Annotated in this window: 16 protein-coding genes; 3 read left to right on the top strand and 13 right to left on the bottom strand. The window is 41.0% G+C overall.

The features are described 5' to 3' along the window. Positions 1 to 33 precede the first annotated feature (33 nt). A complete protein-coding gene (locus BLS20_RS01440; protein WP_090171408.1) occupies positions 34 to 1,374 on the top strand; it encodes a GntP family permease in 1,341 nt (446 codons plus the stop codon). A gap of 40 nt (positions 1,375 to 1,414) precedes the next feature. On the opposite strand, the gene BLS20_RS01435 is transcribed toward BLS20_RS01440, so the two are convergent. From BLS20_RS01435 to BLS20_RS01395, 9 genes are all read right to left on the bottom strand, one after another. Further along, positions 1,415 to 2,362: an ROK family glucokinase gene (locus tag BLS20_RS01435; protein WP_090171405.1), complete on the bottom strand. Its 948-nt coding sequence runs from the start codon at positions 2,360 to 2,362 to the stop codon at positions 1,415 to 1,417. A gap of 31 nt (positions 2,363 to 2,393) precedes the next feature. After that, entirely contained in the window at positions 2,394 to 3,404 is a 1,011-nt protein-coding gene (gene fliB, locus BLS20_RS01430) for a flagellin lysine-N-methylase (RefSeq protein ID WP_090171402.1), read from the bottom strand. Position 3,405: 1 nt separating this feature from the next. Further along, a complete protein-coding gene (gene queF / locus BLS20_RS01425; RefSeq protein ID WP_090171399.1) occupies positions 3,406 to 3,885 on the bottom strand; it encodes a preQ(1) synthase in 480 nt (159 codons plus the stop codon). 3 nt (positions 3,886 to 3,888) lie between these two features. Continuing rightward, on the bottom strand, positions 3,889 to 4,575 hold the full coding sequence (queC, locus tag BLS20_RS01420; RefSeq protein WP_090171395.1) for a 7-cyano-7-deazaguanine synthase QueC: 687 nt from the start codon (positions 4,573 to 4,575) through the stop codon (positions 3,889 to 3,891). Positions 4,576 to 4,591: 16 nt separating this feature from the next. Further along, on the bottom strand, positions 4,592 to 5,176 hold the full coding sequence (gene folE / locus BLS20_RS01415; protein ID WP_090171392.1) for a GTP cyclohydrolase I FolE: 585 nt from the start codon (positions 5,174 to 5,176) through the stop codon (positions 4,592 to 4,594). Beyond that, the gene (gene queE, locus BLS20_RS01410; RefSeq protein ID WP_090171389.1) at positions 5,160 to 5,816 is read right to left on the bottom strand and encodes a putative 7-carboxy-7-deazaguanine synthase QueE; all 657 of its coding nucleotides are present in this window, start codon (positions 5,814 to 5,816) and stop codon (positions 5,160 to 5,162) included. The genes folE and queE overlap by 17 nt, the downstream gene beginning before the upstream one ends. Next, positions 5,813 to 6,235: a 6-carboxytetrahydropterin synthase QueD gene (gene queD, locus BLS20_RS01405; RefSeq protein ID WP_090171386.1), complete on the bottom strand. Its 423-nt coding sequence runs from the start codon at positions 6,233 to 6,235 to the stop codon at positions 5,813 to 5,815. The genes queE and queD overlap by 4 nt, the downstream gene beginning before the upstream one ends. 188 nt (positions 6,236 to 6,423) lie before the next feature. Then, entirely contained in the window at positions 6,424 to 8,433 is a 2,010-nt protein-coding gene (locus BLS20_RS01400; RefSeq protein ID WP_090171383.1) for a PAS domain-containing hybrid sensor histidine kinase/response regulator, read from the bottom strand. A 17-nt stretch (positions 8,434 to 8,450) separates the two neighbouring features. Next, positions 8,451 to 9,809, bottom strand: a complete 1,359-nt coding sequence (locus BLS20_RS01395; RefSeq protein WP_090171378.1) for a hybrid sensor histidine kinase/response regulator — start codon at positions 9,807 to 9,809, stop codon at positions 8,451 to 8,453. Between the two features lie 194 nt (positions 9,810 to 10,003). Between BLS20_RS01395 and BLS20_RS01390 the strand changes: the two genes are divergently transcribed. Further along, entirely contained in the window at positions 10,004 to 11,371 is a 1,368-nt protein-coding gene (locus BLS20_RS01390; protein ID WP_090171375.1) for an MATE family efflux transporter, read from the top strand. A gap of 52 nt (positions 11,372 to 11,423) precedes the next feature. Here BLS20_RS01390 and BLS20_RS01385 read toward each other — a convergent pair whose 3' ends face one another. From BLS20_RS01385 to BLS20_RS01375, 3 genes are all read right to left on the bottom strand, one after another. Continuing rightward, positions 11,424 to 13,076, bottom strand: a complete 1,653-nt coding sequence (locus BLS20_RS01385) for an EAL domain-containing protein (RefSeq protein WP_090171372.1) — start codon at positions 13,074 to 13,076, stop codon at positions 11,424 to 11,426. 81 nt (positions 13,077 to 13,157) lie between these two features. Next, positions 13,158 to 13,967, bottom strand: coding sequence for an ATP-dependent sacrificial sulfur transferase LarE (gene larE / locus BLS20_RS01380; protein WP_341443170.1), 810 nt, complete (start codon positions 13,965 to 13,967; stop codon positions 13,158 to 13,160). Beyond that, the gene (locus tag BLS20_RS01375; RefSeq protein WP_090171366.1) at positions 13,964 to 14,494 is read right to left on the bottom strand and encodes a 2'-5' RNA ligase family protein; all 531 of its coding nucleotides are present in this window, start codon (positions 14,492 to 14,494) and stop codon (positions 13,964 to 13,966) included. Before BLS20_RS01375 ends, larE begins: the two co-directional genes overlap by 4 nt. A 144-nt stretch (positions 14,495 to 14,638) precedes the next feature. Here BLS20_RS01375 and modD point away from each other — a divergent pair, with 144 nt between their 5' ends. Continuing rightward, the gene (gene modD, locus BLS20_RS01370) at positions 14,639 to 15,490 is read left to right on the top strand and encodes a ModD protein (protein WP_090171362.1); all 852 of its coding nucleotides are present in this window, start codon (positions 14,639 to 14,641) and stop codon (positions 15,488 to 15,490) included. Between the two features lie 50 nt (positions 15,491 to 15,540). On the opposite strand, the gene BLS20_RS01365 is transcribed toward modD, so the two are convergent. Continuing rightward, the gene (locus tag BLS20_RS01365) at positions 15,541 to 16,605 is read right to left on the bottom strand and encodes an ABC transporter ATP-binding protein (RefSeq protein ID WP_090171359.1); all 1,065 of its coding nucleotides are present in this window, start codon (positions 16,603 to 16,605) and stop codon (positions 15,541 to 15,543) included. Positions 16,606 to 16,609 lie beyond the last annotated feature (4 nt).

The following is a 16,609-nucleotide window of genomic DNA, read 5'->3' as shown; positions in this document are numbered from 1 at the left end:
ATTCATACAATTTCTTTAAGGAGGAGAAAAACTATGACAGCTTTAGGTATTATCGGCATTATTGTCGGTGTAGCAATCCTAATCTATGGTGCATACAAAGGAATATCCACAATTATTCTTGCACCACTATGCGGACTTTTAATCGCATTATTTAATGGCATGAATCTGCTTGAAACCTTTACAGATACCATGCTTCCAAGTACATGTAATTATGTAACAGCAATGCTTGGCCCTGTTATGTGCGGCTGTGTAATTGCCGCTCTTTATAACAAGAGTGGAGCAGCACTTTCCATCGCCAATGCACTGTATAGTCTCTTTACCATTCGTGCCCGTAAAAAGTCATCGGATGGTGAGCCGGTAATTATGCGACCGATTCTCGCGATTATTACCATTTATGTAATCGGAACTACACTTGCATATAGTGGTATGAATCCGGTTGTATTAATGTTCATTTTGTTCCCAATTGCCATGGACTTATTCGAGAAATCCCTGATTCCAAGAGCTATGGGACCTGGTGTTGTCCTCGGTGCTCTTGCGACCGCAGCTTGTTCCATGCCTGGAACCACATCGGATCAGAACGTAATCGCTGTACAGATGCTTGGAACTTCACCTATGGCAGCTGCCATTCCGGGATTCATTGGTGGCGGTGTTGTTCTTGCATTAAATATCGTTATGATGAATATCATTTCCAAAAAACAAATCGCCGCCGGTATTGTATATACTCCGCCAAAGCAGCTTGAAGGTCGTCCAACCGATGTGAAAACACCGCATTGGATTTTGGCAGTTATTCCAATTGCCGTTACCTTGATTTGCTTTAACGGCCTTGGCCTGGATATTTTACCATCTATGATGCTCAACATCATTTTATCTTTGATCTTCTTTTTCCCGTATTATGGAAAATTTGCGGGACTGAAAGAATTATTGGTACCGGTTGGAAGTCAGACAACCATGCTGGTACTGCAAGTTGGTCTTCTTGGTGCAATTGGTGGTGTTGTTGCTGCATCTCCGGCATTTCCGGTTCTTACCAATGCCTTACTATCTATGCATGGACCAGCTCTTTTCAAAGTCTTGCTTGCAATCGCCCTTTTAACCGGTGCTTCCGGATCGGGCCCTGCCGGGTTATCTGCAACCCTGCCTTATTTGTCCGAAACCTTTACAAACATGGGTGTCAGCTTAAATGCTATACATCGTGTTTCTGTATTTGCGTCGCAGACCTTAGATACCTTACCTACCAATCCGGGTTATATCATTGCAACCGGCATTGCCGAGGTAGAAATCAAAGATTCCTACAAATATGTATTTATTACAACTGTTTTAAATACCACCATAACCGCAATTGTGGTTGCTTTGATTCTTACAATATTCCCTTGTTAAAAGTCAAAGGTGGAGCCCCCTTAAATGGTCTCCACCTTTTTTAACTCATCAAATCCAATACCAGTTTCACACCGCCATAGATTCCGGCATCATTTCCAAGTTTCGCCAATGCAAACTTTGTATCTCTCGCCGCATGAAAAGAATATTCCATAAACTGCTTTTTTAGCATGTTTGTCACAATCTCCCCGGCCTTTGCAACGCCGCCTCCTATGACAAATACTTGTGGGTTAATTACTGTTGCCACCTCTGCAAGCACCTTGCCAAGTGTCCTTGCAAATTGCTCTACCATCTTAAGAGCCAGCGCATCGCCCTCTTTAGCCGCATCCAATATATTCTTAGCCGTAAGCTGCTTATATGCTCTAAGAACGGATGGCTCTTTACTTTTCTGCAAATACGCCTGGCAAACACTAACAATCCCATTTGCTGAAGCATACTGCTCTAAGCACCCGTACTTTCCGCACGCACACTCACGCGTCTCATCCTCACATACCGTAATATGCCCAATCTCTCCGGCCGCGCCATTTGCCCCCGATACTATGTGGCCATCTATGATGACACCCGCGCCAACACCGGTTCCCACTGTCACCATGACGAGACTGCTAAATCCTTGTGCGCCTCCCATCCACATTTCACCAAGAGCGGCAACATTGGCATCGTTACCAACCTTCACATCAAGGCCGCAGCGGTTTTTCATTTCCCTTTCAACATTGATTACATCCCAGCCGAGATTAATGCATTTATAGACTGTTCCATCCCAGCCAACCGGTCCTGGAATACCCATTCCAATCCCCGCAATATCCTCTGCCAAAATCCTATAATGTTGCATCATACGCCTGATTTCATCTGCAATATCATCGAGCAATGTAAGATTTGCATCATTTTTTTTGGATGGAATCTCCCATTTTTCCAGAATCTTGCCATCTGTATAGAACAATCCCATCTTCACTGTGGTTCCTCCAATATCCACCCCAAATGCGTATTTTTTCATCTGAATTTCTCCTCACCGTTTATTACGCACATTATAGCATATCTGCAATGGCTATAACATTGTCCTCACAGTATTCGATTTCCTGCGAATAGAGCTTGTAATTACAGATGCGCTCCCATTTCGTAAGGCGTCCTTTTTGGGATACTATATACGCATCTTGCGCTTCCATCATCCTGATACTGTAAAGCGCCAAGCGAAGCTTCCCTACCAAATCATCATCATATCTTGCCTGCATAAAATATCGATAGACGAAGTAATAGAGCAAATGCCTGTACCCGCTTTGCACGTTTTCGTTTTTCTCGTATAGGATATCGCGGAAAAGTTTTGGGTCTTCCTCCATTTCCTCTAATAACTTCCTCCATTTTGGCTGATTAATTTCTAGTTCTTTATATCTTTTTATTAATTCCTTATAGGAACGTAATAGGATGCTTGCTTTAGCCGGTCCTTCATATGCAAGTTCATGCTTTTCACACCAGCTTTTATACGCAATCTGCATCTTCGAAACTTCCTGCACCAACTTTTGCTCAAGTTCTTTATAATCCGTTGCTTTAGAAATCCTCTCTAGAATCTCATCACGCACAGCAAGCAGATACCGCTCACGAAGCAGCTCTTGTTTGCTTCCTTCTTTCTCTTCCTCCCCTTCGCTCTCAAGCGCCATCGGCGAATCCAAGATCAGTCGCGCAGCTTCCTCGCATGCGAGTCCTATTCCCTCTTCCATGCGGCTTGCCATCCAATCATAATAACGCGGATGATCTGTGCAGATTTGGCAAATGTGATCTTCGCCCAATTCTAAGATGATTTCACATAAATTTTGCGCATTCAAAAAAGGACAACGCTCCTTTTTGGTCAATTTAAAATATGCGCTGTCCTTTTGTTTTTCAATATTTTCCCGAAGCTTATTCCCGATTGCTCCGGACATTGATTCGTAATATGCCAATGTCTCCTCATCAATATCGATTTCCCAACCAATGCAGCAGCTGTCTGTGCACCGATCTGCAAGGCATCGAAACGAAGACATATAGCCCGGTCTTACTCTCATCATCTTATCGATTGTCCACTCTCTCCGGATTCATATCATGATGGGTCAGTCTTTCCCATGCAACCTGCTCCCATTTTGTTCCCGGTTTTCCATAGTTGCAATAAGGATCAATCGAAAGACCTCCCCTTGGCAGAAACTTTCCCCATACCTCAATGTATTTAGGATCCATCAATTTAATCAAATCTTTCATAATGATATTCATGCAATCTTCATGAAAATCTCCATGATTTCGAAAGGAAAAAAGATACAATTTTAAAGATTTACTCTCCACCATTTTCTCTGACGGCACATAAGAAATATAGACCGTTCCAAAATCCGGCTGTCCCGTGATCGGGCATAACGAGGTAAATTCCGGACAATTAAATTTTACAAAATAATCATTTCCCGGATGTTTATTCTCAAAGCATTCAAGCACGTCCGGATCATAGTCCATAGAATATTTTGTCTTACTTCCAAGTTTGGTTAAATGTTCATTTTCTCTCATAATTTATCCTTTCAACGCTGGGTCTTTTACATGATTGGCTGCAAATGCGGCCGCTCTATCAATGCATGTCCCGCATTTTCCGCAAGGCACATCACCGCCTTCATAGCAAGACCAGGTCAGTTCATACGGAACCTTAAGTTCTAATCCTTTCTTCACGACCTGCGCTTTCGACGCATTTACAAACGGCGCCTCAATCTTAACCTGATGCCCGCTTCCCTCCCAGATTGCTTCTTTCATTGCATTGTTAAATACGTCGGAACAATCCGGATATGCAAATCCCGCTGCATCATCTGCATGTACACCATAATAAATCACACCGCACTCTTTGCTTAAGGCTATACTTGCGGCAGTTGATAAAAACAAGCCATTTCGAAACGGAACATATGTACTTACCGGTTGATTTCCATTCGTTTCTTCTATCTGCTCGTCATAACTTTCCTTTGGAACCTCCTGCGTGGAATGCTTAAGAAGCGAGCAATCTGAATACTGAAAAATCTTAGATAAATCTAAAAATAAATGTTCGACTCCATAGTGATTCGCTACCGCAATAGAACTTTGAATCTCTTTATCATGTTTTTGCCCATAAGACATTGACAGCGCAATTACGTTGTCTGCGCCATATTTGTCTACTGCCATTCCAAGTGCCGTGGTCGAATCCACTCCGCCACTGAATAATACCATTGCTTTCATACAGCTTGCCTTTCTACTACTTTAAATATAGTTGCAAAGAAGAATCGTTTTTGAATGCTCCGCGAAGTTCTGCTGTAAATGTCTTCGCATTATTTTTCTTAATTCCACGAGCCGAAACACAACTGTGACACCCTTCAATACATACCGCAACATCTTCGCTGCCGGTCGCTTCTGTCATAATATCCGCAATATCTCGACCGATTCTTTCCTGCAACTGCAGTCTTCGTCCTACCATGTCACAGATTCTTGCAATCTTGGACAAACCAATCACCTTACCCTTTGGAATATAAGCAACGGTCGCTTTCATGTCATACATAAGCGCCATATGATGTTCACAGTATGAGAAAAGATCAATATCCTTCATGACCACAACGCGACTATCCTCTGTCTCAAAATCGTCTTCAAATGTCTTATCAAACATCTTAGCAATCTCATGATTGGTATAATTCATTCCCGCAAAGACTTCCTCATACATCTTTGCAACACGCTGTGGTGTCTCCCTAAGACCCTCGCGATTCGGATCTTCTCCTAGTGCAATTAATATTCCTTTAATATGTTCTTCGATTGCCTTCGTATCAATCACGTTACACACCTCTTTCATTCGGATCCCAAATCACTTTATGCATCTGAATCTGCATTCTTACATCATTCATATGATGCGCAATCATAAATTGAACAATCAAAGCCGGCTCTATCTTTCCAAAGACCGGACTTAAATAGACTTTACACTTTGTTGTTAAGTGGTATTGCTCAATTATTCTGCGCGCCTTGTCCAAATCTTCCCGGCTGCCGACAACAAATTTTACCGTATCTTCTAGCTGCAACATCTGAAAGTTCGATAACAGCATCTTACTTTCACAACCGCTTGATGGTAATTTGTAATCCATAGTAAAGGATGGTCGATTCGCACCGCTAAAAGCGGACAAATCAATCGAACCATTCGTCTCAACCTCCACACGGATATTCTCATTTTCAGACAAAAGTGCCAACAACTGCGGCATTTCCTTTTGAAGCAGCGGTTCTCCACCTGTTAAAGTGACATTCCTCACCCCAGAATCTATAATTTCTTTATATAGCTCTGCAGGCGACTTGTCTGTATACGGGCACCCATCTTCGTTTGCCCACATCGTATCACAATAACTACAGCTCAAATTGCACCCTTTAAATCGGACAAACATCGCCAATTCACCGGCTCGTTGTCCTTCTCCATTAATACTGGTAAATCTCTCTACAACCTTCATGATTCTTCATAGGCCGCACAATTGTTGACCGTCTCATATACTTCTATGCGATGCGGCGCATATCCTCTTTCTTTCATCTTGTCAAAAAAGTATTTCGCAAAACATTCTGCCGTCGGACGAAAATCAACTTCCACCATTCGAAAATCTTCTTCTCGAAGTGCTACTACCGTTTTTTCCTTCAAAGAACCCTTTTCATAAATAAAACTATGATCAAAATCATCACACAGTTTTTTAAGTTCTGATTTAAGTTCTCCAAAATCCACCAGCATTCCGCGTGTCTGCGTGTCATCATTAAGACATTCTCCTGAGATTTGCGCTACTACTCTCCATCGATGACCGTGCAGATTCTTGCACTTTCCATCATATCCACTTAAAAAATGTGCCGCATCAAAGCTTTGCTCTGTTTTTAAAAAGTACATCGTTATCCTTCCTCATACAGCTTACGCGATTCGTAATAACAAAAAAAGTCTTGTGGCATAGTACCACAAGACCTATTATGAATATCCTGATTCATTGATAGTCCTGGTTTTATTTAACGACAGGATGGTACAAACGAACTGTCGATGCCACTTGGCACATTGGTATTATAGCATCTGACCTTTTAATGTCAAGCCTTTGGCAAGGCATTAATCATACTTGTAAACAAGGCCTGCTTATCAATTGGTTTAATTGCGAATCCATTCATCCCCATTTTCTGAGCGGTCAGATTTTCTTCGCCAAATACATTGGCCGTAACTGCCACAATCGGAATCTGAGCACGAACTTTATTACGCAACATACGAATTCGCTGCGTTGTCTTGTATCCATCCATATTCGGCATCTGAATATCCATCAAAATCATATCATAATAACCCGGCGGTTGTTTTTCGAGGCGTGCTAGACATTCTACGCCATCTTCCACAGCATCAACTTTCATGCCCGCATCTTTTAAGATTTCTGCTACAATCTCTCGATTCAGTTCATTATCTTCTGCCACCAGAATCTGTTTGCCCTGCAAGATGGTCGGATTAATCGCCTCTTTTTTGGTTTCCTGCATCTTTATAATCTCTTCCGGCTCAACTCTTCGAAGCGGTAGAATTACCTCTACTCTTGTGCCTTTACCTTCGTCACTTTCCACATAAACAGTTCCGTTCATCAGTTCCACCAGCTTCTTTGTAATTCCAATTCCAAGTCCCGTCCCCGGAATTCCATTATCGTGAACGCTGCATTCTCTCGTAAATGTATCAAACAATCTAGACTGGAAATCTTTAGACATTCCAATCCCATTGTCCCGAAACACCGTCTTGTAGTAGCTGTATCCCGGTTTTTCGCAGTTCCACTCATTCACGCTAAGCATGATGGTTCCACCATTTTGCGTGTATTTGATTGCATTACTTAGGATATTTAATATAATTTGCTCAATCTTACTTACATCCATATATACATTTGGATGTACCGGTTTGATATCGCGTACGATTCTCAGATTTTTCTTTTTATATTCCTGGGCAAATATAATGCCAATTCGTTTTCCAACCTCAAGAATATTGGCCGGTTCCTCATAAAGATGGATATGACCGGTTTCAATCTTCGCCATCTGAAGCACATTATCAATCAGCTTAAGCAGGGTATTGCCCGATTCCTGAATATTATCAATATACCTTTTTTGGAGCGCCGCATCAGCCTTATGGCTCTCTAGAAGATTCGCATATCCGATAATTGCATTAATCGGTGTGCGAATATCATGTGACATATTTAGCAAAAACGTAGTCTTTGCGTTACTTGCGGCCTCCGCCTTACTATATGCAAGTTTTAACTGCTTAGATGTTTCGAAGTCTTTTTCCTTTTCTTCATTAATCGTTTTCATCGTCCAGATCACATGTGTCAGATTCTGATTTTCATCACGTTTGCCTTCAATAAAATATCCTCTGAGCCATCCTGCACATATGCCTTCAAAATCATGTGTTATAAATACATGATTTTTCATTCGTTCCTCAAGTGTGTCAAGATTCGTAAATTCCAGCATTTCCTCCCGATATTTTGACAATATATTTGTCTCACAGGAAAGACGCAGCGCTGCACTGGCCTTATCACACTTGCTTATCACTTCTCCAACCGGATTATTATGAGCAGCTAATTCAATAAAGGTATCTTCCTGTAAATTCACATAATAGGATACATAAAAAAGTTTCGTAAGAGTCCTAATCACATCACTTTGCAGCTTGACTTCCTTCTTACATGCCATTTGACATTCTGTAACATCATGAATCACCACCGCCAAAACTTTGCCATGTTTCTCATCTAGCATCAGCCTATTATTAGCCATAACACTTCGAATCTGACCGTCTTTTCGTACAATTCGATATTCTAGATTCTCTCGAAACTCCTCATCCGCATCTACTTGCTTTTCAATCTGCCCTTTGATTGTCTTATAGTCCTGCGGATGCACAATATTTTGAAAAGAATATTCTATATATTCCATAAAATCTTGTGGATTGTCACAGCCAAAGATCTGCGCCATCCTTTTATTACAATAGATAAGCTTTTCATCTTCCGACATGCTGAATATAAAAAATCCACCCGGTATTAACTCCCCGCTATCTTCCAGGGAAAACTGCTTGAAATCGGTTTTTTCTATCATACTCTCTTCCCCCCAAGCTATTTTGCCGTCATAATTACATTTTTCATGATCTCGAACAGCCTTTTTACATCCAGTGGTTTTTCTACAAATCCGTTCATTCCGGCTAGTAACGCTTTTTCACGATCTTCGTTCATAACGCTTGCTGTCATTGCAATAATTGGTATCTTGCTTCTATCTTGATCTTCCAGATTTCGAATGATTTTCGTTGCGGATATACCATCTAGATTCGGCATCATCAGGTCCATCAAAATACAATCATAATACCCGGCTTTTTCCGTCTCTAATTTCGCCACACATACAATCCCGTCCTGAACGCAATCCACCTCGCAGCCCGCTTCTTTTAGTATCTCCACAGCATATAACCGGTTCAATTCATTATCTTCCGCAAGCAATATCCGCTTGCCATTTAGACCGAATTCCACCTTTTCTTGCAAATCCTCTTTTGCAAATTCCGACAAGTCTGCCACCCTATGGCTTAGCATAACCTTTACATTTGTTCCAAAATCAATATAACTTTCGATTTCAAAGTTCCCGCCAAGGTAATCGGTCAATCCTTTTGCCAGCACAAGACCGATTCCGCTATTACTTCCCTGAATCTGAACTTCATCACTATCACTGGACACGTAATGGTAAATCTTATCCAAAAACTCTTCTGTCATACCTTGTCCTTGATCACTTATGGAATACTCCACTCTGCATCGTCCATTGCGCGTTCTTTTTTGCTCTGTTGCGGTAATCTTAACAACGCCGCCTTTTTCTGAATATTTGACTGCATTGTTAAGGAGGTTCCCCAAAATACATTCGATTTTATCTAAATCACTTCGCAAAAATTCATGTCGTACATTGATAACCTTGATGATTTTGACACCTTTTTGGGAAGCTTCAAACGACTCTTGTTCCATCAGATTTTGAAGCATCGCTTCTACGCTAAAAAGCTCCTCAGATTCATGTAAAGCCCCATTGTAAAGGCGTGTCAGTTCCACAGTATTTTTAAGTACTCTCAAAATACTCTTTTCTGAATTCTTGATATTTTGTCGATACTCTGCAATTCGTTCTTCTTCTCCTTGATGTGCAATAATCATATCGGTATATCCGCAGATGGCATTAAGATCCGTTCGAATATCATGAGAAATCCTTGATATAAACGGTAACTCCTGAAGCGTACGGTATTTTCCAATCTTTTTTAGCGGCTTTCGCTGATCTCCCTGCGCCATTCTCTTATCAATCGGTCGCTTTACATCCGCAGGAATTGCCCAAAGATTCCCTACTTTCTTTGCTCCCGGTAGCTTTCCCGATGTACAAAGCATCTGCACACGACGTACCGTAAGATCCCATTCCTGTGCGATTTCTTTTATTGATTTATATTCCTTTTCCATATGCTCTCATCCTCTGCTAAAATCGTGACCATTTACGAATTTTCGCGTTTTTTTCGCTTATTCTTATCATACACGCCTAAAGTACTATTTGTCAATTCGTTATACCAACTTTAGTACCACTTTAAACTTTCTCTTTATCATTTTTACATTTTAAATATAATAGTAATAGACTATATAAATCGTGAGGAATTGTTATGAAAGATACTTTTTTTACAAAAGATTGCTCCTTTTATAAAACATTATTTTCCATGTTGATTGTTGTTGCCTTGCAAAATCTGGTTATGTACAGCGTCAATATGGTAGACAACGTGATGCTTGGGCGTTATTCACAGGAAGCATTATCCGGTGCTGCTACTGTGAATCAGCTGTTTTTTATGGTTGAACAGTTTGCTTTAGCAATTAGTAATACTTTAGTTGCCATCAGCGCACAATACTGGGGGCAGAATCGTACAAGACCAATTCGTTTCCTTTCCGGTATTGCAATGCGCCTTGGTATCATAATCAGTATCATTATTCTGCTGCTTTGTATGTTTATGCCAATCCCGCTGCTTCATATTTTTACCGATTCTCCGGATATCATAAACCAGGCAAGCGAATATCTGTCCATTATCCAATGGACTTTTGTCCTGTTTATTATTTCCAATATCTTGATGGCAGTACTTCGCAGTGTTGGAACCGTAAAAATATCCTTTTACGTCTCCCTCGTTTCACTAGGTATTAACATCGTCCTAAACTATGCCTTAATCTATGGACATTTTGGTTTTTCTCCAATGGGAATTCGTGGAGCGGCCATCTCTACTTTGATTGCGAGAATCGTGGAACTGGCCATTGTGTTTTTTTATGTTCTAAAGATCGACAAGAAAATATCCGTTATTTCCAAGGAATTCTTTACTGTCGATAAAGAATTAAAGCATGATTTTACTAAGACTTTTATCCCTATGATGTTCTCACAGGTTCTCTGGGGCGTATCGGTTCCTATGCAAACTGCCATACTTGGACATTTATCTGCCGATGCAATAGCCGCCAATTCAGTTGCCACAACGTTCTACCAATACCTGAAGGTGATTGTAATTGCCATGTCTTCTACCTCAGCGGTAATGATTGGCAATTCCATTGGACGAGGCCATCTGCAACGTGTCAAATCCGATGCACGTACCTTATCGGTTATTGATGTATCCATCGGTATCCTTTTGGCTATTGTCTTAGTTCTCCTTCGCAATCCGCTGATGTCCTTATACAACCTGGATAATTCTGCGACTAACATGGCGCTTCATCTCATTATCATTATGGCCTTTGTGATGGTTGGTATGAGTTATCAAATGCCGGTCAGTTTTGGTATTATACAGGGCGCCGGAGATGCCAAGTTCACCATGAAAATGAATCTTATCAGTACCTGGTGTATTGTTATGCCGCTTTCTATCCTGGCAGCTTTTTGGTGGAAACTTCCGGTTGAATGGGTCGTCATCTGTATTCAATCGGATCAGATCTTTAAAGGACTTCCTACTTTTATTAAATTCCGACGGTATCACTGGATTCGAAAGCTTACGCGCGAAGAAGCATGATTCTAATATCCCAAAATGGCTGTTACACATTTTCATGAGTAACAGCCATTTCTTAGGCACTTTTCTTCAAATACTTCGTAAATTCCTCTATCACAACCGGCTTCTCGTAGAGATACCCTTGCTGTTTTGGAATACCATAATGATCTAGATATTTTTTTATCTCCGTTGTTTCCACCCCTTCTGCACAAATACTTAAATGCATCTTCTGCGCACAAAATGCAATGGTTTCCACAATCGTTTGCTGACTGACATTAGATATTATATCCTTGATAAAACTTCGATCAATCTTAAGTTCATCCACGGAAAGTTCCAAAAGAAGATTCAAAGAACTGATTCCGGTTCCAAAATCGTCTAATGCCACCTTGATTCCCATGTTCTTAAAGAATTCCAATTCCTGTCTTAAATAGTCTATGTTCAAGGACAAAACCCGTTCCGTGAGCTCCATGCATAAATTCTCCGCCGGAAATTGTACTTCCTTTAGAATTTCACACACCGTATCTCGAAATCCCGATCTTGAAATCTGCTGCGACGATACATTGACATTGACTCTAAAGAACGGAATGTGTTCAATGATTTTCTTCGCATCCATCAAAGCCTGTCTAAGCACCCACGCTCCCAGCTGATAAAAACAAGGGTCACTCTCTAGCCATGGAATGAAAACTCCCGGTGAAACCATTCCGTATTTTGGATGCTCCCATCGAAGCAAAGCCTCCATACCGCACACCGCTCCGCTTGCAGACTCTATAATCGGTTGATAACACAGATAAAATCCTCTCATATCGTGAAATACACAGTTTCGAATTTCCGATAAAATCTCCAGATTCTTCTTGGTATTACCAAACAGCTCATTATTAAAATAAACAAGCTCTCCAAGATGTTTCTCCTTTGACACCTCCCAGACATAGCTTAGCGATGCCTGAATTGCTTCGATCGTCACCTCACTGTCCTTTTCCACATAGACAACGCCTCCCGATATGGAAAACGATACATGAATTCCATCAATATCATAGCCTCGATATGCAAAATTACTGATAAGTTCATACATCACTTCCGGCGCTGAACATTGATGTCCTTCCATAACCAGACAGAACTTAATTCCATCCATTCTGTACAAAAGTGCACCTTCACACTCCAGACTCCGAAGTTCCTCCGTAAACCGTTTCAGCACCTGGTTGCCAAATTCGAATCCATAATTTTTATTAATATCACTAAAATAATTGATTCCGAAAATGAGATACACTTTTTCCTTATGTCGCTCCGGAAACATCTGCGCATCCTTCATAAAACCATAAATATTATAAAGACCGGTTATCGGATCGATAACTTCCGATGTTTGATGATTTTCAATGGATCCTGCAAAGACCTTGCTTTTCCCGTCTGCCCCCGTCGTAATAATCCCTCTACAGGTTACCGTTACATAAACACCATCTTTATTTTTTACGCGATAATCAACATTGTGCCGCGCTTTCTTTCCACTAAATACGGCCTGGATATCTTTTTCGTATTTATTTCGATCCTCAGGATGTATCCTTCCCAACCAAACAGTTGCCATATTCTCGACATATTCTCCCGGCAAATCAAAATACTCAACTGCAGCTTTTGACCATCTTGATAGATCTTTATTCATATCACATACATAGACATACCGCTTTTCATCTTCTAACCCTTCAAAAGGGACACTTTTAAGGTTTATATTGTCGATCATATCTCATCTCACCTTCGTACTATAGTTCTCTTATTATAGCACTTTCTTCCCATCTTCGCAAACAATTGTGCTAGCGGAAAGTTAAACCCTGTTTAAATTACCAGACTCAAACCCTGTAAGATCAACCGTTACATACTTAAATCCAATATCTTTTAGTTCTTCTTTTACGCGCTCGCGTATCTCCTTTTCCCAGAATTTCTCCATCTGTCCCGGTTCCAATTCAATCCTGGCTATGTTCGTATGCATCCTCACTCGAACTTGTCGAAAGCCCAGCTTATGTAGGCAGCTTTCTGCTTTTTCTATCATTTGCAGTTTCGTAATCGTAATCGTTTCACCATATGGAATTCGACTCGACAAACAAGCATAGGCCGGTTTATCCCAAGTTGCCAAGCCTAAATGCTTAGACAACTTTCGAATCTCTTCCTTAGTAAATCCATATTCCAAAAGCGGACTTTTAATCTTCAGCTCCCGTATTGCAATCATCCCGGGTCGCTCATCACACCTGTCATCTGCATTAGACCCCTCTAGTAATTCATAAGCTCCCTGCTCATCTGCAAGTGCTTTCATCTTACGAAAGATTTCCCGTTTGCATAGATAACACCGGTTCTTAGGATTCTTAGAAAATCCGGCAATCTCCAATTCATTCATCTTCACAATTATATGCTTTATGGACTGCTCGTCGCAAAACCAGACCGCTTCATCCATTTCTTTTTGCGGAACCGAATATAAAGAAGCGGTATAAGCCGTCACATCATCTTGTAAAGCTTCCTTAGCCGCATAAAGTAAAAATGTCGAATCCACCCCTGCAGAATATGCAACAGCTACGTTCTTCATCTGCTTTATGTACTCTTTCATACAATGGTATCTTTCTAGTAATTCCTTCATAATCATTCCCTTTCTAGATCAAATCGAACGATATCTTCATATGGACGAACTCTTGATAGTCCAATCTGTGTGATACATCCTTCCATCGGTGCAAAATAATTCTGCATCGCCTCAAACGCCTTTAGCATCTGCACCGTGTCCAGTTTCTTTGCCAATGTTATGTGAGGCATCCAGCTGTATGGTTGATAATATCGACTCACCTTTATATCTTCCATCTCCTTTACGGCATCATATACCCGGTTCGAAAGATCCATCAGATACTCATTAAGTACTGGGGCTGCGTAAAATACATATGGCAAGAGCTGTCCTAGACAAACAATCTGAATTGTGCCCCATTTAAGTGTATCTTGCAAAGCTTCAAATGACGGCCGGATTGCTTCTATGCTTCTAGATTCTATCGCTGATATTGTCATATGAGGCCTGATTTGATGCTCTATCATAAAATTGTTACCACTCATTCGTGCTATTCTCTCTATATATCGCTGCAAAGTCTTTTCTGTTGCAGAATCGAAATAAACGGAAATCAGGTACATCTATCTATTCCTTTCCCTCTTATTTTCTTTTATTTTATTTCCTATTTTCGGCAAGGTCAATCTACAAATAGACTTACGCCTAACGAAGTGATACACTATTAAATAACAAAAAAAGCAACATAACATTACTATCAGGAGGTCCTTATGTATTTAGCGCATATAGATTTTGATGCTCTTATTCGAGAAGATGTTCCTTATTTTGATCTGACCGGATATGAACTTGGCTTAGACCACGAACCGGCTCGCATTGCAGCTTTCACTCGTGAAGACTGCATCGTCTGTGGAACAGAAGAGGCCCGCGAAATCTTTCGCCGGCTTGGCATTGAAACATTAGATTATAAATATTCCGGCACCAAGGCTCTTGCCGGCGAAGAATTGATTGTTGGAAAAGGGGAAGCTACGCAGGTTCTTACCGCCTGGAAAGTCATCCAAAATCTGATTGATCATACCAGCGGGATTGCAACAAAAACAAGACATTTTGTAGACGCCGTGCACGCTGTTAATCCAAATATACCGGTATTGACCACACGAAAGATGTTCTCCGGCACCAAGGCTCTTGCTGTCAAAGCAATTATGGCAGGAGGCGCTTTACCTCATCGCCTGGGATTGTCAGAAACCATCTTGATTTTTGATCAGCATATCCATCTTCTTGGCGGTTTTGATAACCTGCTCCAAAAGCTTCCACAGTTAAAAAATAATTGCTGCGAGAAAAAGATTCTCATAGAAGCTTCCGATTCTGCCAAAGCGCTCGCTGCCCTTCGCGCCGGCGCGGATGGAATTCAGCTCGAAAAATTAAGTCCAGATGAAATAAATAAGATTTCTTCTGTCATTCGTGAACAATTCCCGAATGCCATATTACTTGCTGCCGGCGGAATCCGCCCTGATAACATTTCCCAATATGCTACTTTGGATATTGACGGTATCGTAACCACCAGCCTTTATTCGGCCGCCCCTATTGATGTTGGGGTTAAGATTACCGCTCTACCATCTCTTTAATCAAAAGAAGTGCCCGGCTTTAACGCCTGACACTTCTTTTCTTATCTGCATTAGAAATTCACTACATGCTCTCCTATCAGATTTTCATTCTCTAATAAAACAACCTGCCCATTTTGATATGCATAAATCTTATAAATAATCACTTTCATTGCTTCTCCTATTGCAATGGAACGTCTTTCCAAAGACCTGTGCGTCTTTAGCTCCATTCCCTTAACATCAAGCGTCACTTCCAGATAATCCCCTCTAAACTGAACATTGCTTACCGTTCCGTCTTCTGCATAATCAATCACATTTTTAAATTGCAAATTGTCCTTCTTAAAGGCTTCTACAAATTCCGGACGAATCGCTGCTCCATCATATCCTTGTGCGACAAATCCGTTTAACATCGAAAACTCCTCAACCGGCTGTGTATCTCCCACAAATTCCGTAACAAATTGTGTCTGTGGCTGCCTGCAGATTTCTACCGGCGAACCGATCTGCTCTACTTGTCCACAATTCGTCACAATAATTTGATCAGATACTTCAAGCGCTTCCTCTTGATCATGCGTGACAAAGATAGAAGTAATCCCCACTTTTTTAATCATATCTTTCAGCCAGCTTCTTAGTTCTTGTCTGACCTTTGCATCAATTGCTGCAAATGGCTCATCTAAAAGAAGCACATCCGGTTGCGGAGCAAGTGCTCTTGCAAATGCAACCCTTTGCCTTTGACCTCCGGACAATTGATTTGGATATCTTTTTTCCATTCCGGAAAGACCGGTCAGCTCAAGAAGCTCTTTCACACGTTCTTTGATTTGTTTTTTTGGTACTTTGCGAAGTTCCAATCCAAACGCAATATTTTCATATACGGTCATATAACGAAACAATGCATAATTTTGAAATACAAATCCAATACCGCGCTTTGCTGCTGGAACATTATTTACCAGCTTCCCATCAATATAAATCTCTCCACTGTCAGGATGTTCAAGTCCGGCAAGCATCCTTAAGATCGTTGTTTTTCCCGACCCACTCGGTCCAAGAAGTGCCACCAAAGATCCTTTTTCAATACCAAAGCTTACATCCTTAGAAGCCTGAAAGTCTCCAAAACTTTTATTTATATTTTTTAACTCAACAAACATTTAT

The sequence above is a fragment of the Eubacterium oxidoreducens genome (assembly GCF_900104415.1).
GTDB lineage: Bacteria > Bacillota > Clostridia > Lachnospirales > Lachnospiraceae > Eubacterium_C > Eubacterium_C oxidoreducens.
Note: the sequence above shows the minus strand (reverse complement) of the source record. Positions and strands in the feature narration are given on the sequence as shown.

Bases quoted from the DNA above. Each gene is read 5' to 3' on its own strand.
- BLS20_RS01440 (WP_090171408.1), top strand. From the start codon at position 34: ATGACAGCTTTAGGTATTATCGGCATTATTGTCGGTGTAGCAATCCTA.
- BLS20_RS01435 (WP_090171405.1), bottom strand. From the start codon at position 2,362: ATGAAAAAATACGCATTTGGGGTGGATATTGGAGGAACCACAGTGAAG.
- fliB (WP_090171402.1), bottom strand. From the start codon at position 3,404: ATGATGAGAGTAAGACCGGGCTATATGTCTTCGTTTCGATGCCTTGCA.
- queF (WP_090171399.1), bottom strand. From the start codon at position 3,885: ATGAGAGAAAATGAACATTTAACCAAACTTGGAAGTAAGACAAAATAT.
- queC (WP_090171395.1), bottom strand. From the start codon at position 4,575: ATGAAAGCAATGGTATTATTCAGTGGCGGAGTGGATTCGACCACGGCA.
- folE (WP_090171392.1), bottom strand. From the start codon at position 5,176: ATGAAAGAGGTGTGTAACGTGATTGATACGAAGGCAATCGAAGAACAT.
- queE (WP_090171389.1), bottom strand. From the start codon at position 5,816: ATGAAGGTTGTAGAGAGATTTACCAGTATTAATGGAGAAGGACAACGA.
- queD (WP_090171386.1), bottom strand. From the start codon at position 6,235: ATGTACTTTTTAAAAACAGAGCAAAGCTTTGATGCGGCACATTTTTTA.
- BLS20_RS01400 (WP_090171383.1), bottom strand. From the start codon at position 8,433: ATGATAGAAAAAACCGATTTCAAGCAGTTTTCCCTGGAAGATAGCGGG.
- BLS20_RS01395 (WP_090171378.1), bottom strand. From the start codon at position 9,809: ATGGAAAAGGAATATAAATCAATAAAAGAAATCGCACAGGAATGGGAT.
- BLS20_RS01390 (WP_090171375.1), top strand. From the start codon at position 10,004: ATGAAAGATACTTTTTTTACAAAAGATTGCTCCTTTTATAAAACATTA.
- BLS20_RS01385 (WP_090171372.1), bottom strand. From the start codon at position 13,076: ATGATCGACAATATAAACCTTAAAAGTGTCCCTTTTGAAGGGTTAGAA.
- larE (WP_341443170.1), bottom strand. From the start codon at position 13,967: ATGATTATGAAGGAATTACTAGAAAGATACCATTGTATGAAAGAGTAC.
- BLS20_RS01375 (WP_090171366.1), bottom strand. From the start codon at position 14,494: ATGTACCTGATTTCCGTTTATTTCGATTCTGCAACAGAAAAGACTTTG.
- modD (WP_090171362.1), top strand. From the start codon at position 14,639: ATGTATTTAGCGCATATAGATTTTGATGCTCTTATTCGAGAAGATGTT.
- BLS20_RS01365 (WP_090171359.1), bottom strand. From the start codon at position 16,605: ATGTTTGTTGAGTTAAAAAATATAAATAAAAGTTTTGGAGACTTTCAG.